Annotated in this window: 26 protein-coding genes; 3 read left to right on the top strand and 23 right to left on the bottom strand. The window is 48.6% G+C overall.

The annotated features are described in order from the left end of the window. The first annotated feature begins 163 nt into the window (after positions 1–163). The 3 genes from Q0R17_RS15845 (at position 164) to Q0R17_RS15835 (ending at position 2,872) form a co-directional block, all read left to right on the top strand. Positions 164–922 carry an ATP-binding cassette domain-containing protein gene (locus Q0R17_RS15845; RefSeq protein WP_293936578.1) on the top strand — a complete coding sequence of 253 codons (759 nt, stop codon included), beginning with the start codon at positions 164–166 and terminating at the stop codon, positions 920–922. Between the two features lie 172 nt (positions 923–1,094). Beyond that, a complete protein-coding gene (locus Q0R17_RS15840; protein WP_293936575.1) occupies positions 1,095–2,258 on the top strand; it encodes an ABC transporter permease in 1,164 nt (387 codons plus the stop codon). Positions 2,259–2,446: 188 nt separating this feature from the next. After that, the gene (locus Q0R17_RS15835) at positions 2,447–2,872 is read left to right on the top strand and encodes a PAAR domain-containing protein (RefSeq protein ID WP_293936572.1); all 426 of its coding nucleotides are present in this window, start codon (positions 2,447–2,449) and stop codon (positions 2,870–2,872) included. Positions 2,873–2,926: 54 nt separating this feature from the next. Here the strand turns inward: Q0R17_RS15835 and Q0R17_RS15830 are convergent, their stop codons facing one another. The 23 genes from Q0R17_RS15830 to rsmH all read right to left on the bottom strand — a co-directional run bounded on the left by Q0R17_RS15830 (position 2,927) and on the right by rsmH (position 25,550). Continuing rightward, entirely contained in the window at positions 2,927–3,283 is a 357-nt protein-coding gene (locus tag Q0R17_RS15830) for a hypothetical protein (protein ID WP_293936570.1), read from the bottom strand. Positions 3,284–3,463: 180 nt separating this feature from the next. Further along, positions 3,464–3,889 carry a hypothetical protein gene (locus Q0R17_RS15825; protein WP_293936568.1) on the bottom strand — a complete coding sequence of 142 codons (426 nt, stop codon included), beginning with the start codon at positions 3,887–3,889 and terminating at the stop codon, positions 3,464–3,466. Continuing rightward, positions 3,876–4,169, bottom strand: a complete 294-nt coding sequence (locus Q0R17_RS20115) for a lysozyme (protein WP_374759879.1) — start codon at positions 4,167–4,169, stop codon at positions 3,876–3,878. Before Q0R17_RS20115 ends, Q0R17_RS15825 begins: the two co-directional genes overlap by 14 nt. Positions 4,170–4,255: 86 nt before the next feature. Next, positions 4,256–4,471 carry a hypothetical protein gene (locus Q0R17_RS15820; protein ID WP_293936565.1) on the bottom strand — a complete coding sequence of 72 codons (216 nt, stop codon included), beginning with the start codon at positions 4,469–4,471 and terminating at the stop codon, positions 4,256–4,258. Positions 4,472–4,531: 60 nt separating this feature from the next. Next, a complete protein-coding gene (locus Q0R17_RS15815) occupies positions 4,532–5,107 on the bottom strand; it encodes a hypothetical protein (protein ID WP_293936562.1) in 576 nt (191 codons plus the stop codon). A gap of 711 nt (positions 5,108–5,818) precedes the next feature. Beyond that, positions 5,819–6,448 carry a type VI secretion system amidase effector protein Tae4 gene (locus Q0R17_RS15810; RefSeq protein WP_293936559.1) on the bottom strand — a complete coding sequence of 210 codons (630 nt, stop codon included), beginning with the start codon at positions 6,446–6,448 and terminating at the stop codon, positions 5,819–5,821. Then, on the bottom strand, positions 6,445–6,987 hold the full coding sequence (locus Q0R17_RS15805) for a PAAR domain-containing protein (protein ID WP_293936557.1): 543 nt from the start codon (positions 6,985–6,987) through the stop codon (positions 6,445–6,447). The genes Q0R17_RS15810 and Q0R17_RS15805 overlap by 4 nt, the downstream gene beginning before the upstream one ends. Positions 6,988–7,199: 212 nt before the next feature. After that, complete coding sequence (locus Q0R17_RS15800; protein ID WP_293936554.1) at positions 7,200–7,385, bottom strand: hypothetical protein; 186 nt, start codon at positions 7,383–7,385, stop codon at positions 7,200–7,202. Continuing rightward, a complete protein-coding gene (lpxC, locus tag Q0R17_RS15795; RefSeq protein ID WP_293936551.1) occupies positions 7,385–8,299 on the bottom strand; it encodes a UDP-3-O-acyl-N-acetylglucosamine deacetylase in 915 nt (304 codons plus the stop codon). The genes Q0R17_RS15800 and lpxC overlap by 1 nt, the downstream gene beginning before the upstream one ends. Positions 8,300–8,562: 263 nt before the next feature. Then, entirely contained in the window at positions 8,563–9,738 is a 1,176-nt protein-coding gene (gene ftsZ, locus Q0R17_RS15790) for a cell division protein FtsZ (protein ID WP_293936549.1), read from the bottom strand. 74 nt (positions 9,739–9,812) lie between these two features. After that, positions 9,813–11,045, bottom strand: a complete 1,233-nt coding sequence (ftsA, locus tag Q0R17_RS15785; RefSeq protein WP_293936547.1) for a cell division protein FtsA — start codon at positions 11,043–11,045, stop codon at positions 9,813–9,815. Between the two features lie 172 nt (positions 11,046–11,217). Then, a complete protein-coding gene (locus Q0R17_RS15780) occupies positions 11,218–11,967 on the bottom strand; it encodes a cell division protein FtsQ/DivIB (protein ID WP_293936545.1) in 750 nt (249 codons plus the stop codon). A 63-nt stretch (positions 11,968–12,030) separates the two neighbouring features. Beyond that, the gene (locus Q0R17_RS15775; protein WP_293936543.1) at positions 12,031–12,939 is read right to left on the bottom strand and encodes a D-alanine--D-alanine ligase; all 909 of its coding nucleotides are present in this window, start codon (positions 12,937–12,939) and stop codon (positions 12,031–12,033) included. A gap of 211 nt (positions 12,940–13,150) precedes the next feature. Then, complete coding sequence (murC, locus tag Q0R17_RS15770; protein WP_293936600.1) at positions 13,151–14,539, bottom strand: UDP-N-acetylmuramate--L-alanine ligase; 1,389 nt, start codon at positions 14,537–14,539, stop codon at positions 13,151–13,153. 7 nt (positions 14,540–14,546) lie between these two features. Next, positions 14,547–15,614 carry an undecaprenyldiphospho-muramoylpentapeptide beta-N-acetylglucosaminyltransferase gene (murG, locus tag Q0R17_RS15765; RefSeq protein WP_293936540.1) on the bottom strand — a complete coding sequence of 356 codons (1,068 nt, stop codon included), beginning with the start codon at positions 15,612–15,614 and terminating at the stop codon, positions 14,547–14,549. Continuing rightward, positions 15,611–16,798 carry a putative lipid II flippase FtsW gene (gene ftsW, locus Q0R17_RS15760; RefSeq protein WP_293936537.1) on the bottom strand — a complete coding sequence of 396 codons (1,188 nt, stop codon included), beginning with the start codon at positions 16,796–16,798 and terminating at the stop codon, positions 15,611–15,613. Before ftsW ends, murG begins: the two co-directional genes overlap by 4 nt. Before the next feature lie 106 nt (positions 16,799–16,904). Next, positions 16,905–18,281, bottom strand: coding sequence for a UDP-N-acetylmuramoyl-L-alanine--D-glutamate ligase (gene murD, locus Q0R17_RS15755; protein WP_293936533.1), 1,377 nt, complete (start codon positions 18,279–18,281; stop codon positions 16,905–16,907). 183 nt (positions 18,282–18,464) lie between these two features. Continuing rightward, a complete protein-coding gene (gene mraY / locus Q0R17_RS15750; RefSeq protein WP_293936530.1) occupies positions 18,465–19,553 on the bottom strand; it encodes a phospho-N-acetylmuramoyl-pentapeptide-transferase in 1,089 nt (362 codons plus the stop codon). Further along, positions 19,554–20,921, bottom strand: a complete 1,368-nt coding sequence (murF, locus tag Q0R17_RS15745; protein WP_293936527.1) for a UDP-N-acetylmuramoyl-tripeptide--D-alanyl-D-alanine ligase — start codon at positions 20,919–20,921, stop codon at positions 19,554–19,556. Beyond that, entirely contained in the window at positions 20,921–22,402 is a 1,482-nt protein-coding gene (locus Q0R17_RS15740) for a UDP-N-acetylmuramoyl-L-alanyl-D-glutamate--2,6-diaminopimelate ligase (protein ID WP_293936524.1), read from the bottom strand. Before Q0R17_RS15740 ends, murF begins: the two co-directional genes overlap by 1 nt. A 66-nt stretch (positions 22,403–22,468) precedes the next feature. Next, positions 22,469–24,331, bottom strand: a complete 1,863-nt coding sequence (locus tag Q0R17_RS15735; protein WP_293936522.1) for a penicillin-binding protein 2 — start codon at positions 24,329–24,331, stop codon at positions 22,469–22,471. Beyond that, complete coding sequence (gene ftsL, locus Q0R17_RS15730; RefSeq protein ID WP_293936519.1) at positions 24,328–24,621, bottom strand: cell division protein FtsL; 294 nt, start codon at positions 24,619–24,621, stop codon at positions 24,328–24,330. The genes Q0R17_RS15735 and ftsL overlap by 4 nt, the downstream gene beginning before the upstream one ends. Next, complete coding sequence (gene rsmH, locus Q0R17_RS15725; protein WP_293936517.1) at positions 24,618–25,550, bottom strand: 16S rRNA (cytosine(1402)-N(4))-methyltransferase RsmH; 933 nt, start codon at positions 25,548–25,550, stop codon at positions 24,618–24,620. Before rsmH ends, ftsL begins: the two co-directional genes overlap by 4 nt. Positions 25,551–25,650: the final 100 nt, after the last annotated feature.

Raw genomic sequence — 25,650 nt, 5'->3', positions numbered from 1 at the left:
AACACAGAGCGCACGGAGAAAGGCGGAGTAAAACCAGACTCGCAGCAAGTATCCGGCATGGTTTTGGATTCATTTATCTCGAAGTTTTTTCTCGTTTTTGCCCTTCTCCGTGTTCTCTGTGTCTACAGAATTTAGGTTTTTAGAAGTCTTTTAAAGGCAGTTTATGATTATTGTCGAGCAACTATCTAAGCAATTTGTTCGTGAAACAGCTTGGCCGCGTCGTTCTAAAAGCGTGGTGCAGGCCGTGAAGGATATTCATTTTCGCGCGGCAGATGGCGTGGTCACGGGCTTATTGGGCGCGAATGGCGCGGGCAAGACCACCACTTTGCGCATGATTGCCGCGCTGCTGCCTGCGGATTCCGGGCGGGTGCTGGTTGATGGCGTGCAGGTGGAGGCAGGCAAGCAGGCCACGCAAGCGCGGATGGGGGTGTTGTCTGATGCACGAGGTTTGTACCCAAGGCTGAGTGCCCGTGAAAACATTGCTTATTATGGCGTGCTGCACGGCATGAGCCATGATGAGGCCAATGCGCGAGCCACGGCACTGGCCGATGCGCTGGATATGCGTGCCTTAATGGAGCGGCGTTGCGAAGGCTTTAGTCAGGGAGAGAAAATGAAAACGGCACTGGCAAGGGCGCTGGTGCATGATCCGCAAAATATTATTCTGGACGAGCCCACAAATGGTCTTGATGTGTTGGCAACTCGAGCGCTTCGCGAATTTTTGGCATGGCTAAAATCGCCTGCTGGCGGCAGCAAATGTATTCTGTTCTCGACCCATATCATGCAAGAAGTAGAGCGGCTTTGTGATCATGTGGTGATCGTTGCAGGTGGCGAAACCGTCGCACAGGGAACGGTAGCCGAGCTATTAGATCAGGCCGCAGAAAGCAATTTTGAAGACGCCTTTGTGAAACTGGCTTTTGCGTGAAACATTCAAAAATGATGACTGCTTAGGTGCGCGAGCAAAACCCAAATCTTGAATCACAGAGAACACGGAGTACCACGGATAAAATCATTCTATATGTTGGTTTACCGTGTTCTTCCAAGCTCCGTGGTTTAAGACTTGGGTTTTAAATACAAAATAAACTGGAAATGAGCGCATGATGATTTGGGAAATATTTAAAAAAGAATGGGTTGATTCATTAAGAGACAAGCGCACGATGCTGGTGGTGATTTTGTCTTCTTTAATGGGCATGCCGTTTTTTTTATTTATCAGCTCTGAAGCTTATTCCAGAATGGATGAGCAAAATGAGAAACGCTTTATTCGCGTACTAGGCGCTGAATACGCGCCGGAGCTGGTGAATTATATTCAGCGCCAAGGCTTTGAAATTAAACCTGCCTCAGCTGATTACGCCCAAAAATTGCATAGCAAGGAATACACCGAGCCAGTACTGTTTTTATCTAAAGACTTTGCCAGCCAGTTTGCCCAAGGTATTGCACCAAAGGTAGAAATTATCAGCGATCTAGCCAATAAAGATTCCCAAATGGGTGTGCGGCCGGTGAAACTATTATTGCAGGGCTTTATGCAAGAAAGGGCTGGATTAAATCTGGCATTGCGCGGTGTATCGGCAGAAGTGTTGGCGGTATTAAAAGTAGAAGAGCGCCATTTAAGCCGCGCACAAAATCAGCAGAGTGCTGGCTTAAAAGAAATGCTGCCCTTTATGTTTATCATGACGCTATTAGGCGTGGGCATGTATGCGGCGATTGATACTTCGGCAGGGGAGCGGGAGCGTGGCTCTTTAGAACCCTTAATGATGAATCCTGTATCGAGCTGGCATTTTGCTCTGGGCAAATGGGCGGCGGTGGGCACGCTCACGGTTTGCGTATTGTTTTTTAATGTGATGAGTATTTTTCCCTCGCTATTTTTAATTAAAAACGAAGTATTAAAAATTGCTTTTCAATTCTCAATCAAAGACGCTTTTGTATTTTTGGCCGTGCTATGCCCGCTGGCGCTAGCGATTGCCGCCCTGCAAATCGCCGTGGCGATTAATGGTAAAAGCCACAAGGAAGCGCAGGCCAGAAACTCGATGTTGATGCTACTTGCACCGCTGGCTTTGGTGATTGGCATGTTAAAACAGGGGGCTGATCCCGTATGGTTTTCTTGGACGCCGCTCTTGGCGCAAAACCAGCTGATTATCAAAATACTGAATGGCGAAACCTTGAGCCTTGCAGAAGTGCTGATCCCCATATTGGTTTGCATCGTGATTTTGCTGGCAAGCCTGAGCTACACCGCGCAGAAAATACGGCGAGTGGTGATGCAGTAGCCTTAGTGTTTTAATCCTGAATTGGGTGTCCAAATAACCATGCTAAGTAACCGCCCGAATCGGGGGGGGCTTTTGATACTTTTTTGATCTTCTCTTACTTTCTTTTTTCTTATGTGATAATTGCTGTTGTGTAATCTTTCTGGCTGTCGTTAGAATGCTGTTTTGGTTTTTTTGCGAAAGGTTATCTTATGGATTTAGATATGAGTCTTGTTCCTGAACATTGTCGCCCTGAGATTCAGGCTCTTCTTGATGAGATGGCGCGTGTTGAGGCGCTTCCTATTAAGGCTTGTTATTCGGGTGCTACGGTTGGTAGTAGAACTGCAAGAGGGGGCGTGGTTAAAGAAAACGGTTTTGATTTTTTATTGAATGGTTGTTCAATTGCTCGGACAGGTGATGTAGTTGAATATCCGGATGGTTCTGTGGCGACAATTATTTCTGGGGCTGGTGTTGCATGTTCGTTTGGTGATGGTTCTTCCCATGCTTTAGTGGGTAGTCATCTTAGCAATGGCGATATTATTACGGATAGTTTGCATTATGGAATTCGTTTTATTCTTCGTGAAGGTGATGATGTAGAGGGCTTCCTTGTTCCTCATTACAAATCTCCTGTGCTTTGAAATATTCAAATGAGATTCTTAGTAATTATTAAGAATCTCATTTGTCAGTATTTATTATAAATATTTTTCTAAATTCCCCCATTCTTCATTTATATATGATTTATTAAATAATTTAAAAATGTCTAACTTTATCATTGCGTATATTGAAGTTTTGTATTTTTCATTGCTTTCTTTTATTCCTTTTATTAAAGATTCTGGTGCAAAACCAGTCCATATAGGTGGGATAACTGCCATCATATTTGGAGCGCAATACGGGGCAACTTCATTGCAAAATATAATTTTTAACTGATCGTTACTGATGTCTTGTGCATTTAATTTTAAATTTTCAGCTATTGATTTATAGTCAATTTCTATATCAACAAAAACATCTGACATTATAATCCATATTTTTTCTCTTATTTCATCTTCCATTGTGTAAACTCCTCTAGTTCTTCATCAAGGGAATCTATAGCTTCTCCTGCGGCATATCCACCTGCAAATGAACCAGCAAGAATTACGGCAACGGCACACATCGGAGCAGCAGGGCCACAAAGTGTTGATACGGCTAAGCCTGTTACCCAGTAGCCAGCTATGATGCCGCTTTATTTATATTCAATTTTCTTTTTTGTATTCATCTATCAATGATGCTAAGTTTTCGCCTGTTTTCTTTGTTAGTTTATATAGGCATTCATAATATATAACGTCCGTATATTTATGTTCTGACATATGGTCAGATTTTTCCTTCTTCCAACTATCTGCAGCTAAGCGTTTTATATTACAAAATTCCATTGTATTAGTTTTGGTTGAGCTGGTATTTTTTCTAAAAATATCTTTAATCTTGCTATTTTTTGGCATTGTTTTTAATACCTCTATTATAATAGCATCGTTGTTTCTGTTTTCTTGCTCCGTTAATTCGTGATAGCAGGATATATCTGACATCCCGGCACCTAAGTGTTTTAGGCATTCTATATTTTCTGATGCCATTGCTGAACCTGCATATAATAAAACCATAAGCATGGTATATTTAATGACTTGCATTGTATTCTCCATTTCCAAATAAATTCGCTTGGGAGGCTCTTCTTTTTTTGTTTCCGCCACCGGTTCTATATGTTTTTATAAATTCAGGTACTTTTGAGTAGTCACCTTTATTTACTTTTTTTGCAAGCTTAGTAAAACCATTACCTGTGCCTGCATTGAATGCTAGATCAATTAGTGCATCATATTCATATTGATAAAGAGGAACTTTTATTTTTAAATTAACGGTTCTTTCAACAGTGGCTAAATCTTTCTTTAGAAAGTCTTTTGCTTCCTTTTTGATTCCTTCCTGATTCTTATCTGTTTTCTAAGTGGCTAATTTTACCTTTTCGAGGATTTGGGCAATCTTAGCCAAACAGTGGCAAGTGCTCATTTTTCGCGTACGCGAAAAATATCTTCCTTTGCTTTTTTTTTATGCTTCTGTTGCGTAATGTATGCGCAGGCTATGCCTGATGCTATCGATAGACCTCCCCAAGTCATGAAAAATAGATTAGCTGCACTAGGGTTTGTATCAAAAAGGCTTCCATGCCCTTTTAGATACAAGGTTCCATAGAGATACAAGGCTCCCCAACAGATAACCGTCATTACAAGACCCCCTAATAGAGCGCTTAATATTGTGATTACGTTGCGCTTAATCATATGGTTTTATTTAGTGCAAATGTTTTTAGGGAAGTCTTTATAGCTATCGTCAGGTATTAGTCCGCGTAAGTCTTCTGCCGGTAATCGTTTGAATGAGGCCCAGTACTTTTCTGTTATTTGAACTACACCGTTACGACAATGTGCCGATATTGTTCGAGGTGTGTCTTCGCAGAAAGTGGAACCCATTGCACATCGTTCGCCTTCTGCAATATTTATGGCGAGGAGTGGTTTTTCTGCAATTATCATTTGACTGTATTCGAGATCGGTAGTGGGAGTTTGTTTGTATAACGCTTTGTATCTCGTATGTAGTTCGTGCCCATACCAAAAAAGAGCGGGGAGTACGATGGCTATTGATAAGCCAATGGCTACTAATACAAAGCGTAGCTTTTTATCCCATGCTTTTCTCAATATGAAATAGCCAATAAAGGGTAGCGCTATGGCTCCGTAAAGAGCGTAAGTAAAAGGCTCGTCAGGGCAAGTTTCCCCGCAATTGATAATGAATGTTGTGCGGAGTAATCCTGCTATGCAACCACAGATAAGGCTTAAGATTGAGAGAAAAAGCAGTGCAATTTTGGGTTTCATTTGAGCCATAGTATGTTTTTTTGGCGTTTCTTAAGCCATCGCTGTGTAAAGTATGCACACACGATGCCCGATGCTATTGATAGCCCACCCCATGTCATGAAAAATATATTTGCTGCGGCAGGATTTGTATCAAAGAAGCTCCCATATCCTTTTAAATACAAGGTGCCATAGAGATATAGTGCTCCCCAGCAAATGGTAGTCATTAATAGTGCCCCAAATAGAGCACTTAATAGTGTTATTACGAGGCGCTTCATGATGTTGGGGGAGAAATACTTTCTGATTTGTAGAAGGTCATAAGGTGAAATTAACCTGATGTTGTAGAGCGTTAATAACGCGAAGCGCACGCCGTATTCAGTCCAGCAAGCTATCGTCTACAACCTTGGTGCTCTTCTTATGTGCTCTATATGAGCCTCATTTGGTATGCATACGCGTACCATGTGATTAGGAGCATTAGCACTATAGATATGGCTAGAGCGATGGCTATCTTTTGTTTGCTTATTGAGGGGCTGGATGCATTTCCAAACCAGATAACGGCTAATACTCCCCATAGTATTGGCATGATGAGGTAGATTATTAGTGAACTTAATCTAAACCAGCTTGGGCATGATTCAACGCATAGCGTAAGTTTGAATGTGGCCTCCACAATGAATGGCAGTATGTCAAACAAGTAGCCTATTGCCGCACCGATGATGAATATGAGGACTCGACGCATCATTTTATCTCGAAAAATAGAATCGTTTTTGACGCACGTAGGTCTGAGTAGACGCGGGGCCATGGTCGGTGAATTCCTAGCCTAAAGCGCATAAATGTTTCTACTGTTCCAAGTGTTCCGTTATTTGTAAGACGAGATCCATTCCACAAGTCGATATGTCCTCCGCTGGCACCTGCACCTTCTTCACCTTCTCTAGTCCAATATCCTCCGAAAAAAATAATTCCTGTCCGGTCTTTGACTTTTGATTCCCAATCTTTGCCGGTTATGTTTTCTGGTTCTTTGGGTAATCCGCAAAATGGTTGTTGTTTTAGCCAAGATGCCATTTCATCGGCGCGGGTGGATGTGGCTTTTCCATTAAGCAGGATGCGGCCAATACTTTCTTTTCCGGCTTCTGGCTTGACTGTTTTCTGTGAAAATGACTTCATTTCCACGCCGACTTTGTGCAAAGTCGCACTCATTCGGATAGCACATTGGTTTGAATGCGTTTTGCTTGGGTCGTCGTAAGGGGATCCTGTGACGTAGTTGTCCCATAGGCTCTTGAATGTGACTGCTTGAACGTCGATTGAGCAGATAGAACCCTTGGTGAGGTTGGTTTTTACTTTGGCTTGTTGGACGAGTTTCTGACTCATTTCTCCCCCATCTTTTCAAGTGCTTCATCGCCCCAAAGTATTGAATATTCGCTTTCGTCTTTGGTGTCGATGCGGGGGAGCTTTCCATCTGCGCCAATGCGGCCGGAGATGATTTGGCCGTCTTTCGTCTCGATAAAGTAGGGGACGCCTTCTATTAGGCCAGAAACCAGCTTGGTTTGTTCGTCGTAGGGTGCCAGTGCTTTGGCGGCGATAGTTGCCGCCGTGGCCGCTATGGCGGCTTTTGCCCCCTCTACAACGGCGCTGGGGGACACTTGTACTTCCACTTCAACCTCTTTCAGGGTAGAAAATAGCACCGCGCCACAGCTGGTTAAATGGCCCTCCAGTGCGACGGGCTTACCGTCTACCAGCCAAGATGGATCACCTTCAATGATGACGCAATTAGTATGGCCATTTTTTGGGCAAGACACTATATCGCCCATACGCGCTACATTTTTGCCGTATAAAACACGGTAGGGCGAACCGCTTACAACGGTGCCGCCGTCACTGGTTGGGTCACCTATTCGGATTACTTTCTTCATCTATTTTTATCTCGGTTGCAGTATTTAAATCAGGCTGGGTTAGTTAGAGTTTTGTTTTTCTTCGTTAGTTTTTTCTTTAGTGCTTTAGCCTGTTTTGTAGGGCGGATTAGTCGTAGGCGTAACCCGTCATTCTCTAGTGGTAATGATAGGAATACCCAATTATCAGCAGCATGCGCGGGTTAATAAATCAAACTTGTCCAACAATCTTCAGCTCAACCCACCCCTAGCCGCTCTATCACCAGTCCCACAAAAAAGATCACCAGCAAACCCAGTGTGGAATACAGAATCCATTTAATGATGCGTAGCCAGCTTGGATCTTGGCTGCGCTGGTATTTGAACGCACAGTAGGCGATGCCTAGAACGGCTATGACAAATAGCAGGCGTAGCACGATAAACATCAGATTCCTAAGGCCGGTAGATCGTGGAAGGAGCTGGGGACTTTGTCGCGCTCGTTAAAGCTAACAATTTCGTAGTTGCTAGCGTCTTCCAGCAGGGCGCGCAGTAGTTTGTTATTCATGGCGTGGCCGGATTTATAGCCTTCAAAGGCGGCGATCAGTGGGCGGCCTAGGATGTATAAATCACCGATTAAATCTAAGACTTTGTGACGCACAAATTCGTCTTCAAAGCGCAGGCCGCCGTCGTTCAGTACGCGGTATTCGTCAATCACAATTGCGTTATCCATACTGCCGCCACGGGCTAGGCCGTTCATGCGCAGGTATTCTACTTCGTGGATAAAGCCAAAGGTGCGGGCGCGGGCGATTTCGCTGACGTAATTGGTGTTAGCAAAATCAATCTTGATGGTTTGGGCGGATTTTTTAAAGGCGGGGTGAGCAAAGTCGATGGTGAGTGCCACTTTATAGCCTTCGTGGGGCAGTAGCCTTACCCATTTATCGCCTTCAATCACTTCAATCGGTTTCAGCACGCGCACAAATTGTTTGGCCGCGTGTTGATCCACGATGCCTGCTGATTGCAGTAAATAGATAAAAGGCGCTGCCGATCCATCCATAATCGGCATTTCCGGGGCGTCAACTTCAACAATTACGTTGTCGATGCCTAGCCCCGCAAATGCCGACATGATGTGCTCAATTGTTCCAACACGTACACCGTCTTTGACGAGCGTGGAGGAGAGCCGCGTGTCATTAACCAGCGCGGGCGTTACTCTGAATGGCGTCGACTCGGGCAAATCGACGCGTTGAAAGACGATCCCGCTATTGATCGGGGCCGGTTTTAAGACGAGGGTGACACGCTCGCCAGAGTGCAGGCCCACGCCAACGGCGCGGATTGTCGTTTTCAGAGTGCGTTGTTGGAACATATTGGTCTCGTTAATCGGCAGGCCGCAATCTTACCAGCACTGGGTTTGTGCTGGTTTTGATCTTTTCAATCGTGCCGATAGGCCTTTCCTTAAAATCCTTTGCCGTAGTTCACGGTATGACGAAAAAAACCATAGTCCACGAAAAACACGGAAGGCACAAAAATGGCTTTGGGGCTATTTATCCATTCTGGGCGATACAGCATGGCTTGCGTGCTGCTTGTGTATTTCGTGGAAGATGCTTTATGAGCCGCTCCCATGCGCCATTAATCTGCTTGACGACGTAAAAACGCTGGAATATCCATATCAACATTTGATGTGCTGTTACGGCTAGTTGTAGCCACATCAGCATTGCCGCGTGCGTTGCGTGCGCTAGGGCGAAAGCCGGGTGGCAAATCGTATTCGCTCCAGTTTGGCTCGCCGCTTGAGTGGTTATCGGTGCCAGTTTTTAACTGCGGTGTTGGCACTACAGAAAGCTGTGGCTTGCTGGTGTTGCCCATGCCGGTAGCGATAATGGTGATACGGATCTGCTCACCCAAGCTTTCGTCGTAAACCACACCGTGTTTTACCATGGCATCTTCTGCTACGTGTGATTGGATGATTTCACGAGCGCGGGTGATTTCGCTTTTCTTCAGGCTGGCACGGCTGGCGCTGATATTCAGCAGCACACCACGCGCACCCTTGAAGTTAATGTTGTCTAGCAATGGGCAGCTGATTGCTTCTTCGGTAGCGCGGATAGAGCGGTTTTCGCCAGCAGCGAAGGCCGAGCCCATCATCGCCATGCCTTTTTCTTGCATTACGGTTTTTACGTCGGCAAAGTCAACGTTGATTAGGCCTGGGTATTGAATGATTTCTACGATAGAGGCCACTGCATTGCGCAGCACATCGTCGGCAGCGCGGAAGGCTTCGTCAACGGTTACGTCTTCGCCCAGCACTTCTTCTAACTTTTGGTTAGAAACAATAATCAGCGAATCTACATGACGGCTTAGCTCGTCGATGCCCGCTTGGGCCACTTTCTGGCGGGAGCCTTCGTCAAGACCTGGCTTGGTGACTACGCCAACGGTAAAGATGCCTTTTTCGCGGGCAATTTGCGCAATCACTGGGGATGCACCCGTACCTGTACCACCACCCATACCTGCGGTGATAAACAGCAGATTGGCACCGCTGATCAGCTCGCCAATGCGTTCACGATCCACTTCAGCGGCTTCGCGGGCCACTTCAGGATCGCAACCTGCGCCAAAGCCCGTAGTGCCCAATTGCACAACATCGGTGGCTTTAGATAATTTAAGCACCTGTGCATCGGTGTTGGCAGCAATAAACTGCACCCCACTTAATGCGTGCTCGATCATATTGTTGATGGCATTGCAGCCTGCGCCGCCTACACCAATCACTTTAATATTGACGTGATGTGCAACTTCTTGCACTTCGAAAGTTAAAGCCATGTTGCTCTCCTTGCGTTGCCCGATTTAAGCGGCTGTGGTGTTTACCAACAACCGCTGATACTTACCCAAATAGATCAGAATGTGTTTTGAAACCAAGACTTCATACGGCCAAAAATATCCCCCATGGAGCCATCTTTGCCCCGATGTACGGGGTTCTTTTGTAGTTGTTCGCGTGCGATCAGTAATAAACCCACCGCGGTGGAATAACGTGGGTTTTTCACCACTTCGGCTAGGCCGCCAACATACTTTGGCGTACCCATTCGTAGCGGCATATGGAAAATCTCTTCGCCTAGCTCCACCATGCCAGGCATCATGGCTGCCCCTCCGGTAATGACGATGCCGCTGGATAGGCGGCCTTCAAAACCAGAGCGGCGTAGTTCTTGTTGAACCAAGCCATACAGCTCTTCAATTCGTGGCTCAATCACTTCAGCCAAGGTATGACGGCTCATCTGCCGCGCACCGCGCTCACCTACGCCCGGTACTTCTATCATTTGCGCTGGATCGCTCATATGGCGCAGCGCTACGCCATGTTGCAACTTGATGGTCTCGGCTTCAGACGTGGGGGTACGTAGCGCCATGGCGATATCGTTGGTGACTTGGTCGCCAGCAATAGGGATGACGGCGGTATGGCGGATTGCGCCACCAATAAAGATCGCCAAATCGGTGGTGCCACCGCCAATATCAACCAAGCAAACGCCGAGGTCTTTTTCATCTTCGGTGAGCACCGAGTAAGCGGAGGCCAAAGGCTGTAACACCACTTCTTCGATCTCTAAACCGCAGCGACGCACGCATTTGGTGATGTTTTGTACCGCACTGACCGCACCGCTGACGATATGCACATTCACATGTAAGCGCACACCCGACATACCTAGTGGCTCTTTAACGCCTTCTTGGCCGTCAATCATGTATTCCTGCGCCAAGATATGCAGCACTTGGTGGTCGGTTGGGATATTCACTGCGCTAGCGGTTTCAATCACGCGGTCTACATCGGCACTGGTCACTTCTTTATCTTTAATTGCCACCATGCCATCAGAGTTAATACTCTTTATATGGCTGCCCGCGATGCCAGTAATCACCTCGCGGATCTTGCAATCGGCCATGAGTTCGGCTTCACCCAGCGCGGATTGGATGGCGGCAACGGTTTTTTCAATGTCAACCACCACACCACGCTTAAGACCGCGTGAGGCAGCCGAGCCTAGGCCAACTACATTGAGTGAGCCGTCTTCCTTGATCTCGGCAACCACGGCCACCACTTTGGATGTGCCGATATCTAGCCCGACGATGAGGTTTTTGCTATCCCTGGTCATCTGACAACCTTTTTACGAATGCTTATTTCTTAAAAAACGGCGCTTTATTAAGCTGATGCCGCTGAATGTTTGGTATTGCTTTATCGTTTGATATAAAAATTTGAATCGGTGTAGCTTGGGCTTCGTATGTTTAGCACCAAGCTACAAATTTATATCCATTACAAAGTGCCATTTAATGCGCTAAAGCGGCTTCTTTTGCATTTTCCGGCTTTGCTGCTGCTGGTTTGAAATCTGGTAAACGTACTGCAAAGCCATTTGGATAGCGTAAATCGACATATTCAAAAGGCTGTTTTAATCGGCCCAAGGAGTAAGGGTAAGCGGTTACAAAACGCGCGGTCCTTGCTACTGGCTCATCTCTGCCTACTTCAATGGTGAGCTGATGATCTAGCTCAAATCGCCATGCCCGCCTTGCCGATAGCCAAACATGAGTGGCTTTTTTACCCAGCGGCAACAGCGTTTTATGTAACTCTACAAAGCCATCAATCATGATTTTTTCTGTGCCATCTGGCCCTTCTAAAGTCGGTAATTGATCATTTGAAGCTGCATCAAAGCGTTCGCCATAGCTATTTAGCAATCCAACTGAGCCCCAACGCGCCATAGCTTTATGCTCTTCTATATTTACTTCTACTCGATCTGGCCAATGGCGGCGTACCGTTACTTGCCTTACCCAAGGTAGCTTTTCAAAAGCTACGCGGGTTTTATCTAGATCCAGAGTAAAAAATGTTCCTTTTAGCTCGTGTTTAATCACGTATTGCAATTGCTCACGGGTTACGTGAACTAAATCACCATCAACTTTGATTCGCTTAATCGGAAACAAAGGCGAATGCACAGTCAAAAACAGCAAAGCATAAAATAAAAGCAATAGAGCCAGAGCCGTCAGCAAATTGGCAAACCACATTAATAGCTGAGGTTTATCCCACATGGGCTAGCCTCATCGTAATGGCGTTTATTAATTGGCTGAAATGGTTAAATAAAATCAAGTTTCTTATTCCAGCGTGCTGTCTAATACTTGCAAAACTAAATCCTCATAGCTCAAACCCGCGTCTTTAGCCGCCATAGGAAATAAGCTATGGCTGGTCATACCCGGCGCGGTATTGGCTTCTAATAAATAGGGATTTCCTGCTTCGTCCATTAAAAAATCAATACGCGCCCAGCCGCTGCCGCCAAGTGCCCAAAAGGCTTTCTTGACGTAGCCAGCGATTTTTTCATTGAGTTCAGAGGACAAACCGGCAGGACAGCGATAAACCGTATCATTGCGGATATATTTGGCTTCGTAATCGTAGAATTCAGTAGCAGGCTCAATTTTTACAAACGACAGTACTTGGTCTCCCAGCACAGCTGCGGTGTATTCTCCCCCACCTATGAACTGTTCTGCAATCACAATCTTGTCATATTTGTAAGCTTCTGCAAACGCAGCGGCAAGATCTCCGGCATTTTTTACTTTACTCACGCCAATACTAGAGCCTTCGCAAGCAGGCTTTACAAATAGCGGTAGGCCAAGCTTTTGCTCAACCGCAGCAAAATCGCTTGCTGGAGTAAGAATTTCAAAGGCAGGAATAGGCAACCCCAGTGCTTGCCAAATCAGCTTGCTGCGCAGCTTATCCATACCCAGCGCTGAGGCCAATACACCACAGCCAGTATATGGCATGCCTATTACATCTAATGCACCTTGCAATGTGCCATCTTCACCAAATGGGCCGTGCAAAATTAGAAAAGCACGGTCAAATTTTTCTGTCGTTAAAGCGGTCAGCGGTTTTTCGGCTGGATCGAAAGCATACGCATCCACGCCGCGCGCCAGCAGAGCACCTAAAACACCTGCACCGCTCATTAAAGACACTTCACGCTCTGCTGAAGTGCCCCCCATTACCACGGCTACTTTTCCGTATTTATTCATTTTGCTTACTCAATCCAGCTGTTGTTTTTCGCGTGGGCACAATGCCCACCCTACAAATTCCAAACCTAAATCTTGAACCACGGAGGGCACAGAGAACACGGAATTTCACGGAGAAAACCTGATAAAAATGAAGATGAAGCATTTTTTGCTTTTCTCCGTGGCCCTCCGTGTTCTCCTTTTTCTCCGTGGTTAAAGATCTGGTTTTTGTGATTTAAATTGCAGCCACCTTGCCTGGTACACCGCCTATCGTGCCTGCGCCCATGGTGATGATCACATCGCCGTCTTTGGCTGCGGCCATCATGGCTGCGGGCATTTCACTGATGTCTGCTACAAATTGGGGTTCTACTTTGCCAACAATACGTACGGCGCGTGCTAGGCTCCGGCTGTCTGCAGCCACAATTGGCGCTTCACCTGCGGCATACACTTCGGCCAGCAATAAGCCATCTACCGTGGATAACACTTGTACGAAATCTTCAAAGCAATCGCGGGTGCGGCTGTAGCGGTGCGGCTGGAAAGCCAGCACTAAACGCCGACCTGGAAACGCGCCTCGCGCAGCAGCAATGGTGGCTGCCATTTCAACTGGGTGGTGGCCGTAATCGTCTACCAAGGTAAAGCTGCCACCGGCTGCTAAGGCGATATCACCGTAACGCTGGAAGCGGCGACCAACACCTTCAAAGCCTGCCAGCGCCGATTGAATAGCGGCTTCATCTGCGCCCACTTCAATGCTGACTGCAATCGCGGCGAGTGCGTTCAGTACATTGTGCATGCCGGGCATATTGAGTGTGATGGCTAGGCGGCGTGATTCGCCGTTTTCCCATACCGCATCAAATTGCATCTTGCCATCAAGGGCGACGATATTCTCGGCGCGCAGCATGGCATCTGGGCTAACGCCATAGCTGGTAATTGGGCTGGTGACCTGTGGCAAAATCTCGCGCACATAAGGGTCATCAATGCACAGTACGGCGCGGCCATAGAAGGGTAGGTGCTGCAAGAAGGTGATAAAGGCCTTCTTTAAATTATTAAAATCATGGCCATAGGTATCCATATGGTCTTGGTCGATATTGGTCACCACCGAAATCACAGGGGTGAGGAGCAGGAAAGACGCATCGCTTTCATCGGCCTCGGCCACTAAAAAGTCGCCATGGCCTAAACGTGCATTGCTGCCTGCGGCGTGTAATTTGCCGCCAATTACAAAAGTAGGATCTAACCCGGCTGCTTCTAAAATAGAGGCCGTCAGGCTGGTGGTGGTGGTTTTACCGTGGGTGCCAGCGATAGCGATGCCTTGTTTCAGACGCATCAGCTCGGCCAGCATTTGGGCGCGTGGCACGACGGGAATCTTGCGGCTACGCGCTTCGATCACTTCAGCGTTATCGTCTTTTACCGCGCTAGAAATCACTACAACGTCGCTATTGGCAACATACTCTGCTGAGTGGCCCAAGTGTACTTGCGCACCGGCAGCGGCTAGGCGCTGAGTGGTGGCATTGCTGCCAAGATCGCTACCACTGATCTCAAAACCAAGATTAAGCAGCACCTCAGCGATGCCGCTCATGCCGACTCCGCCTATGCCTACAAAATGGATACGTTTAACTTTATGTTTCATCATGATGTCACTTAGCTAATTCTTCTATTACAGCCACAACACTTAAGGTGGCATCCGGTTTGGCTAGTGTTCTAGCCTGTGTCGCAATGTTTAAGCAGCCTTCGCGGCTGGTCTGGCTAAGTAGTACTGCAAAAGCGGCTGCGTTAAATTGGGTTTGAGGCAATAAATGGCCAGCACCGTTTTCGCTTAAATAACGTGCATTGCCGGTTTGGTGATCGTCTACCGCATGTGGAAAAGGCACCAGTACCGAGGCCACGCCCATACAAGCCAGCTCGGCCACGGTGAGTGCTCCGGCACGGCACAAGACTAAATCGGCATCGCCATAGGCGTTGGCCATATCGCTAATAAAAGCCACACAATCGGCGCTAACGCCTGCTTTGGCATAATTGGCGCGCAACGCTTCAATATGCTTTTCGCCTGCTTGGTGAATCACCTGTGGGCGGCTGGCTTCGGGCAAGAGCGCCAATGCTTTGGGTACTTCTTCGTTAAACACTTGTGCGCCTAGGCTGCCACCAACCACGAGTAACTTGAGCGGGCCAGTGCGACCAGCAAATCGTTCCGCTGGGGCGGGCATGGCTTTGATCTCATCCCTAACTGGGTTGCCAATGCAGCCATCAATGCTAGGAAAAGCGCTTGGAAAAGCAAACAGCACGCGGTTGGCTATTTTTGAAAGCACTTTATTGGTGAGTCCCGCTACGGAGTTTTGTTCATGTATGACCAGTGGCAGCCACAGTAGGCGCATGGCGATTCCACCAGCAAAGCCTGTAAAGCCACCAAAGCCAATGGCGACATCGGGCCTGTGTTCAAAAATCGCTTTAAACGCGCCGCATAGGGCTTTAAGCTGCACCCACGGTAGGCTTAGTTTTTTTAAGAGGCCTTTGCCGCGTACGCCATCAATTTTGAGCGTGATTAACTCAATGCCGTGTTCCGGCACGATGCGTGTTTCCATACGCCCAGCCGCGCCCAGCCAGATGATCTTCCAGCCGCGCTCTTTTAGCTCATTGGCTACCGCTAGGGCGGGGAAAATATGCCCGCCAGTGCCACCTGCCATCACCATAAGGGTTCGTTTGCTCATGATCGATAGCCTCTAATCAGCTGACGGCTTTCATAATCAATGCGCATTAATACACCCAGTGCGATTAAATTAGCCACAATGCCCGAGCCACCGAAAGACAGTAGTGGCAGGGTGAGGCCCTTAGTGGGCATCAGCCCCATATTTACGCCAATATTGATAAATGCCTGTACACCCATCCAAATCCCTACGCCTTGCGCGGCTAGCGCTTGCCAGTGGCGCTCTAATTTGGCGGCTTGTACGCCGATCATAAAGGCGCGGAAAATCAAAAATGAAAACAGTAAAATCACCACGGCAACGCCCATAAAGCCAAACTCTTCGGCAATAATCGCCATCAAAAAGTCGGTATGTGCCTCGGGTAAGTAAGAGAGTTTTTCTACGCTGGCACCTAGCCCCACGCCGCTCCATTCTCCACGGCCAAAAGCAATCAAGGAGTGACTAAGCTGATAGCCCTTGCCGTACGGGTCTTTCCACGGGTCTAAAAAGCCTAAAACACGCTGCATGCGGTAAGGCGAGCTTACGACCAAGCCCACAAAGGCCACGCCCAAAAAGATAAATAGGCCAGCAAATAGCTTCCAGTTAAAGCCACCTAAAAACAGTGCACCCATGGCGATGGCGGTAATCACGGTAAACGCGCCAAAGTCTGGCTCTAGCAGTAATAAAGCCCCTACCACCACCATCACCATAAACATCGGTAACAGCACTTTGGTGACGCTTTCTAAAAATGAGCCATTCATATTGATGGCTTTACGCACGGTGTAATCGGCGGCGTAGAGTACAACAAATAGCTTCATCAGCTCGGATGGCTGCAAATTAATCACCACTAAAGAGAGCCAGCGGCGGCTACCGTTGACTTCTTTACCAATATGCGGAACCAGTACCAAAATCAGTAAGATGATGCCAAACATAAACAGCATCGGTGAGTATTGCTGCCAAGTTTTAGTCGAGATAGAAAACGAAATAAACGCCGCAGCAATGCCTATTGCCAAGAAAACCATATGGCGAATCAGGAAGTAATTCGAGCGAAAGCCCGTGTCTTTATCTACCTCGGCCATCGCAATCGATGAGGAATACACCATCACTAAACCAATGGTCAGCAGCAGGGTAATGCACCAGAACAGCGCCTGATCGTAGGCGCTCATACTGGGGCGTAGCCGCTTAATGGCTTGTGAGAATAGCTGACGCATCAGTCCCTCCAACCTTTAAAGAGGCAAAGAGGATTAGCAGGGATTTGATCCCTAAGAAGCATCGTTGGGCGTACCCGAATAGCGGTTTGTGAGAATAGCTGACGCATTAGCTTTCTAATCCTTTCACTGCAGCAATAAATACTTCCGCACGGTGATGATAGTTGCGGTACATATCTAAGCTGGCGCAAGCAGGGGATAGCAGGATTACGTCGCCATTTTCGGCAAAATTGCTGGCAAACTGCACCGCCATTTCCATGGTGGGTAATTGCAAGATGGGCAGTAGGTGTTCGTTATCGAAATCCACAAACTGTGATTGGGCTTCATTTAAGGCTTCGGCTAAAATGGACGCGTCACGGCCAATCAAAATGACGGCACGGCAGATGCGCTCGCAAGCAGCTTTCAATGGGCGGAAATCTTGCCCCTTGCCATCGCCACCGGCAATCAATACCACGGGACGAGTCATGCCTTTAAGCGCTGCTTCTGTAGCGCCCACATTGGTGCCTTTGGAATCGTCGTAGTAGCTCACGCCGTTTATGGTGGCAATAAACTCTACGCGGTGGGCAAGGCCAGAAAATGATTTTAGTGCTGCCAGCATCGGGGCCGTTGCTACGCCAATGGCACGGCATAGTGCGATGGCTGATAAGGCATTCACCGCGTTATGCAAGCCTGCCACGGGTAAATCAGCGGCCTTCATGAGTGCTTCATCGCCGTAGCTTAGAGTAAAGTCATCACTGCTTAAGCCATACTCGGCGGCTTTGGGTGCATCAGCGCCAAACCACACCACTTGGCGATCAGGAAGGCTCATATCACGGCAGAAGGCGTCTTCTCGGTTGAGTACCATTACACCTGTGCCCGCAAAAATACCGGCTTTGGTGGCGGCGTAATGCGCCAGATTTTTATAACGGTCTAAATGATCTTCGCTGATATTAAGCACCGCTGCGGCGTGTGCATTGAGCGAGCTGGTGGTTTCTAGCTGAAAACTGGAAAGCTCTAAAACAAACACATCGGCATTAGAATGCTGGCTTAGCGCATCCAGTACCGGTAGGCCAATATTGCCCGCCATCACGGTGTTTAAGCCCGCTGCGCTGCACATCGCACCCACCATGCTGGTGACGGTGGATTTACCATTTGAGCCGGTAATTGCAATCACTTTGGCTTTGGAGCTAGCAACGGCCTGAGCAAATAATTCCACATCGCCAATCGCTGGCACACCACGCGCTACCGCGGCTGCAATCGCGGGGGTTGCCAGCGGCACACCAGGGCTAATAATCAGAGTATCGGCATCGACAAAAGTAGCATCGCTGAACGCGCCAAGGCGTAGTTCGATCTGGCTATGGGCAGAATGCAATTGCTCTAGATTAGGCGGGGTGCTGCGGGTATCGCAGACGGTGACGCGCGCGCCTTGAGCTGCCAGCCACTTAGCAGCAGAAAACCCCGATTCGCCTAAACCTACAACGATGCAATGTTTGCCTTGGTAATTCATTTTTTTCTCTTCAATGTCTACAAGCAAAGCTAAAACCCAAATCTTGAACCACGGAGGGCACAGAGAACACGGAGAAAACCTTTAGAACGGAGAAATGCAGCTGTGATTCTCTTGCTTTTCTCCGTGGCCCTCTGTGTTCTCCTTTTTCTCTGTGGTTTAAGACCTAGGTTTGTCTTTCAATAATTAACGCAGCTTCAGCGTGGCTAAACCTGCTAATACCAGCAGCATGGTGATAATCCAGAAGCGCACGACGACTTGCGTTTCTTTCCAGCCTTTTAATTCGTAATGGTGGTGGATTGGGGCCATTCTAAATACCCGTTTGCCGCGCAGCTTAAAGCTGGCCACTTGAATCATTACGGACAGCGCTTCCATTACAAATACGCCACCCATAATCAGCAAAACGATTTCTTGGCGCACAATCACCGCCACAATACCAAGGCCAGCGCCCAGAGCTAGTGCGCCAACGTCACCCATAAATACTTCGGCTGGGTAGGCGTTAAACCATAAAAATCCTAAGCCCGCTCCAGCCATAGAGGCACAGAAAATGACCAGCTCACCCGCGCCGGGTACAAAGGGCACGCCTAGGTATTTGGAAAAAACCACATTGCCCGCTACATAGGCAAAGATGCAAAAGGCAAATGAGATCAGCACGGTTGGCATAATGGCTAAGCCATCTAAACCATCGGTTAAGTTCACCGCATTACTGGTGCCAACAATGACAAAGTAAGTCAAAACACAAAAGCCAACTGCGCCAAATGGGTAGAGGATTTGCTTGAAAAACGGCACAACAAACCCCGTATTGGCGGGCAGGCTACCACCGGCATGCACCAGAAACACCCCCGCACCAATGGCGATCAAGGATTGCCAAAATAATTTAGCTTTGGCTGACATCCCCTTAGGGTCTTTTAGGGCAATTTTGCGATAGTCATCTACAAAGCCAATGACGCCGGTGGCTAGCGTAACAATCAGTGCGAGCCAAACGTATTTATTGCGCAGATCACCCCACAGTAGGGTGGTAAGGCCAATCGCCAGTAAAATCAGCGTGCCGCCCATGGTGGGGGTGCCCGCTTTAATGAGATGGCTTTGTACGCCGTCAGTACGTACGACTTGGCCGACTTTTAAATCGGTGAGCTTTTGAATGACCCAAGGGCCCATCGTCCAAGAGATACCAAGCGCCGTCATGGTCGCCAGCACCGCTCTTAGGGTGATGTAGTTAAAAACGTGAAAGGCGCGAACTGATTCGCCTAGCCATTGAGCTAACAGCAACAACATTTACATCTTCTCCAGATTATTTATTACCACGCCATCCACGACGCGTTCCATACGCATAAAGCGCGAGCCTTTCACCAAAATGGTGGTGCTGGGGGATAAATCTGCGCGAACAAAGCTGATTAATTCGGCAATATCGTTAAAGTGCTGGCCGTGAGTGCCAAAAGCTTGGCTAGCAAGCTGCATCAGTGTGCCGTGGGTATAGAGGCGGGCAATGCCTTTTTGCCGTGCATAAGCGCCGATTTCTTGGTGGCGTTCGGCAATATCGCTGCCTAGTTCACCCATATCGCCCAAAATCAGTAGGGTGTCGCTGCCAAAACTGGCCAGCACATCAATCGCGGCATGCATGGATTCTGGGTTGGCGTTGTAAGTATCGTCGAATACTTTTGCGCCATTAAAGGCGGTTTTGCTTTGTAAACGCCCCTTGGTGCCTTCGTAGCTGGCTAAGCCGCTGGCGATATCTTCAGCGCCTATAGCTAAAGCATGGCCGACGGCCGCCGCGCCTAAGGCGTTGAGTACATTGTGTAAGCCGGGTACTTGTAAATCGACTTGGGCCGAGTCATTGGGCGTGCAAAGGGTAAATTGTGCGCCGGTATGGTGGGCGCACAAATTACGCGCGTAGACATCGGCATTGGTGAGGCTAAAGCTAACTTGTGGATGCTCGGCGGCCAGCTCGCGCCATAGCGGAGCGTAATCGTCGTCGGCATTAATAATGGCGTAGCCACCGGCAACTAGGCCAGCAAAAATCTCGCCCTTGGCCTGAGCCACCCCCGCCACGCTGCCGAGCGCTTCTAAATGGCAACGGCCTGCGTTGGTGATAATGGCGATGTCGGGCTTGGCGATATGGGTGAGGTAGCTGATTTCATCAAAATGATTCATGCCCATTTCGGCAACCACATAGCGATGGTTTGCTCGTGCCGCTAATAGAGTGAGCGGTAGGCCAATATGATTGTTTAGATTGCCACGTGTGGCGTGTACGGCGTCTTTGCCGCTATGGTGGCCCAGCACGGCAGAGATCATTTCTTTGACCGTGGTTTTACCATTACTGCCGGTTACGCCGATCACAATTTGACCTGTGCTCGCCTTTAAATGCGCTCGCCAGAAAGCGGCCAGTTGCCCAAGGGCTGCCAGTGTGTCTTCTACTAAAATATGTGGGCCAGCGATGGGCGTATCGACCAAGGCACAGACGGCCCCCGCCGCGATGGCCGTGGTTGCAAAGGCATTGCCATCAAAGCTTTCGCCGCGTAAGGCCACAAATAAATCACCCGCGCGAACATCACGGCTGTCGGTAGTGACGCGTGTAAATTGCGTGCCACTTTCAGCGTGTAAAGTGGCCTTAAGGGCCTGCGCGGTTTCTTGCAAAGACAACATTATTTTTTCTTCCTTGATAGGGCGCGGTTGGCAATCGCTACATCATCAAAGGGATGACGAATTCCTGCGATTTCTTGATAAGTTTCATGGCCCTTACCTGCGATCAAAATCACGTCTTTAGCGGTGGCTACATCGATGGTATCCACGATGGCCGAAGAGCGATCCGAATCAATGATGTAATTGGCGTGGCCCGTGCCCGGTACGCCAGAAACGCCACGTACGATGTCTTGAATAATCGCTTGCGCAGTTTCGGTGCGCGGATTATCCGAAGTGATAATCACTGAATCAGCAAGGTGGCAAGCAATCTCGCCCATTAAGGGGCGCTTGCCTTTATCTCTATCGCCGCCGCAACCAAAGATGCAATACAGGCGGCCATCTTCCTTCATGGATTCGCGTAGGGTGGAGAGGGCTTTTTCGAGTGCATCAGGGGTGTGGGCATAATCAACCACTACCAGTGGGTGCTCATCACCACCTAGCTTTTGCATGCGGCCAGCAGCGGGCTGAATTTGGCCAAGGATATTGGCTGCTTTAGCCAGTGGCACGTCAGCGGCTAGCAGTACCGATAGGCAGGCGAGTAAATTGCTGGCGTTAAAGCGGCCAAGCATTGGCGAGCTGATATTGCATAGGCCATAGGGCGTTGCAACTTCTAGCTCTAAGCCGCTTAGGCTTAAATTGATTTTGGTCGCGCGAATGCCGCCATTTTCTAAGCCGTAAGTCAGCACGCGCTGCGCTTTGCAGGTGGAGGCTAATTCACGGCCAAACGCGTCATCGGTATTGATAACGGCCGTTTTTAAGCCTTCCCACTCAAATAACTTGGCTTTGGCCGCACCATAGCTGGCCATATCACCGTGGTAATCCAGATGATCGCGGGTTAGGTTGGTAAACACTGCAACATCAAAAGCAGTGCCATGCACGCGTGCCTGCACCAAGCCATGTGAAGAGACTTCCATCGCAATATGGCTAGCACCCTCATCTTGCAAACGGGCTAGCCAGCCTTGTAGGGTAACGGGGTCGAGCGTGGTGTGGCTGGAGCTGGTCAATTTATCAATAAAGCCATTGCCCAGCGTGCCGAGCATGGCCGCTTTATTGCCGAGCAGGTTAAAGGCTTGGGTAAGCCAGTGGGCAATCGAGGTTTTGCCATTCGTGCCGGTAATGCCAGTTACAAACATGGCTTGAGATGGATTACCCAGTAGGTGTGCAGCCACAATGCCTGCTTGTGCACGTAGATTTGCAATGCCTAGATTGGCTACTTTCCAATCGGAATTCCATTCAAAGCCATCGCTTTCCCATAATACGGCGGCGGCACCTGCAGCAATGGCGGCTTCGATAAAGCTGCGTCCATCGGCCTCTTCACCTTGGAAGGCTAAGAAAACATCGCCACTTTGCACCCTACGGCTATCCACCACGAGGCGTGCACCTGCTGCGATTGCATCAATCGCTGGAAGGTCGAGAGAAGGGAGGTTCCAACTCACAGCTTTCATGTTTCTTCCTTTAAATTAATGTAGGGGCATGGCACGCCGTGGCTATTCTTGTGCCCATCTGCCCGTTTATGTTTCTTCTCTTAGCTCTGGAGCATCCAGGCCCGGTAGCAAAATATTATTCATGGGTGCATCAGGTGGCACACCCAAGATACGCAGGCTGCCCGCCATAATTTCTTGGAAAATCGGCGCTGAAACCCAGCCACCGTAATATCGATTGCCCGCTGTGGATGGCTCATCCACCAAGACAGCCACAATCAGCCTAGGGTTGGATACCGGCGCAAAGCCAATAAACGATACTTCGTACTTTTCCCTTGAATACTGACCATTCACAATTTTGCGTGCCGTACCTGTTTTACCGCCCACTCTAAAACCAACAATCTGGGCTTTGGTGGCAGTACCACCGGGCTGAGTCACGGCTTCCAACATGTTTTTAACTAAATCAGCGGTTTTGCTAGAAATCACCTGCTTACCTGGGCTAGGCGCGATCATCTTGGTAAAGGTGATTGGCTTCATCTCGCCGCTATTGGTAAATACGGTGTAGCCACGTGCCATTTGCATCAGGCTTACAGAAAGACCGTGGCCAAAAGACATGGTGGCTTGCTCAATTGGCCGCCATGTTTTCCAAGGCCTGACGCGTCCAAATGCTTCTCCTGGAAAACCGCTGTGGGTTGATGCACCAAAACCGTAGTTATTAAAGTAAGTCCATAAATCTTCACGGCCCATCATCAGGCCTACTTTGGCTGCCCCCACATTACTGGAGTGCTTTAAAATGCCTTCAGGATTGAGCGGCCCATAGTTGCGAGTATCTTTAAAAGTGGCTGGGCCAATGGTCATAGAACCCGTCGTCATCACCACACTATTGGGTTTGATCACCCCTTGCTCTAAGCCCGCTGCAATAATAAATGGCTTCATTGTTGAGCCTGGCTCGTAAGTATCGGTAACCACGCGATTGCGTTTCTTGCCTAAATCAACCCGTTCACGGCTGTTGGGGTTGTAAGAGGGTAGGTTAGCCAGCGCCAATACTTCGCCCGTTTTTGCATCTAGTACCACCGCTGCACCCGCTACTGCATTGGCGGCTTCAATACCTTTTTTAAGCTCCCGATACGCCAGATATTGAATCTTGCGATCGATGGATAATTGCAATGTTTCGCCATCTTTGGCGGGAACAATGGTGGAAACGTCTTCAACGATATAACCGCGCCGATCACGAATCACGGTGCGGCTGCCTGACTTACCTGCCAGCATCGCCTCACGGGTTAGCTCAAAACCTTCTTGCCCTTTGCCATCGATATCGGTGGTGCCCACAATTTGCGCCATTACATCGCCAGCAGGGTAGTAGCGGCGGTATTCGGTTTGTGTATAAACACCAGGTACATTCAGTGCCATCACCGTTTTGGCGTCATTAGGTGACATATGCCGGTTTAGCCACAGAAAATCAGGCTTAACGCTTTCACCTTTGGCATTTTTACGGGAGTAACTTAGCTTTTTAGTAATATCTTCAACAGGCAGTTGTAATGCGGCGGCCAGTTTTTTAATTTCACTTTTTGAAACAGGAACGGGGTCTTTCTCAGATTTAGGCTCCCAATCGGCCGCTCGCTCTTGGCCATCTGGCAAAAGTGTCATGCTGCGTGGGCTGGCCCAAATCGATTGCACTGGCGTAGAGATGGCGAGTGGCTCACCATTTCTATCGGTAATCATTCCGCGATTGGCCGCTTGCCTTAGGTTGCGCATATAACGTGCGTCGCCTTGCTCTTGCAAAAAGCCTTCGTTCCAAGCTTGCAAATACAGGCCACGGCCTAGCAAAATCGCAAATAAGCTGAGCAAAAAGCCCACTACAAACCACACTCGCCAGCGTTCTAGTTTTGGCGGTTGCGCAAATCGTTGTTGGCGTGGCTGCGATGCCACACGTTTAGGTCGGGCTAATTTCATTCCGACACCGGTTTAGCAACGTGCTCGCCGTGCGGTAAAATCACTTGCGTGCGGTTAGGGCCTGGAACTTGCATATTTAATTTTTGTGTCGCTTCAGTTTCAATACGTGAATGCATGGCCCAAGTGCTTTGTTCAAGCTGCAATTGCCCCCATTCCACGTCTAATTTACGGCTTAATACCGCTTCTTTTTGTAGCTCGCCATAAAAGCGGCGGGCCTTGTGTTGGCTGGTAATGAGAGCCAAAGCGCACACAATTAAAATTGCGAGCAAAAAAAGGTTTAAACGGGTCACAGCGCAATATCCGTCCGCTCAGCCGTACGCAAAATAGCGCTGCGCGCGCGCGGGTTATCGCTGACTTCTTTGTCGCTGGCACGGATCGGCTTACCTATGATTTTGACCGGTGGCTCGGCAATATCGGCGGCACGCACGGGCAGGCGCGATGGCAGCTTGTCGCCTTGTGCTGCGTCTTGCAAAAAGCGTTTAACGATGCGGTCTTCCAATGAATGAAAAGCAATCACTGAGAAACGCCCGCCAGTATTGAGCAGCTGCAAGGCTTGCGGTAGGGTTAGCGCAAGCTCCTCAAGTTCGCGATTGATGTAAATCCGTATAGCTTGGAAGGTACGTGTCGCCGGGTTCTGACCCGGCTCGCGACTCTTGACGGCTGTTGCAACAATCTCGGAAAGTTGCCCAGTGGTGAGAATCTGTTTTCCCGCTCGACTTGCAACAATCGCTGCTGCAACCTGTTTAGCAAACCGCTCTTCGCCATAGTCTTTTACTACCTCTGCAATTTCTTTCTCATCGGCTAAGTTCAGCCATTCGGCCGCCGTAGTGCCACGTGTAGTGTCCATGCGCATATCGAGCGGTGCGTCAAAACGAAAACTAAAACCACGGCTTGCATCATCTAATTGTGGTGATGACACGCCTAAATCCATCAGTACGCCGTCTACCGCATCAATCCCACGTAGGTTTAATTCTTTTTGTAGATTTACAAAGCCTTCGTGAACGATGGTAAAGCGCGGGTCTGTAATGGTTGCTGCCTCGGCAATCGCCATTAAATCTTTATCAAAAGCAATCAAACGGCCTTCAGGGCCCAGTTTGGATAAAATAAGGCGCGAATGGCCACCGCGACCAAAAGTGCAGTCAACGTAAGTGCCATTTGGCTTGATAGCCAGTGCGTGCACCGCTTCTTCTAATAAAACGGTGGTGTGGATAAGCGTCAAAGCACAAAGTCCTGCATAGGGGTGTTGAAAATCTGTTTGAGGCCATTTAAATAGCCATCTATCGCCATCTCATCAAAGAAGACCCTGATGTGAATAAGCG

It is taken from the genome of Iodobacter sp., assembly GCF_025352645.1.
In the GTDB taxonomy this organism is placed as follows: domain Bacteria; phylum Pseudomonadota; class Gammaproteobacteria; order Burkholderiales; family Chitinibacteraceae; genus Iodobacter.
The sequence above is the reverse complement of the archived record's forward strand: the minus strand, read 5'-3'. Positions and strand labels throughout refer to the sequence as shown.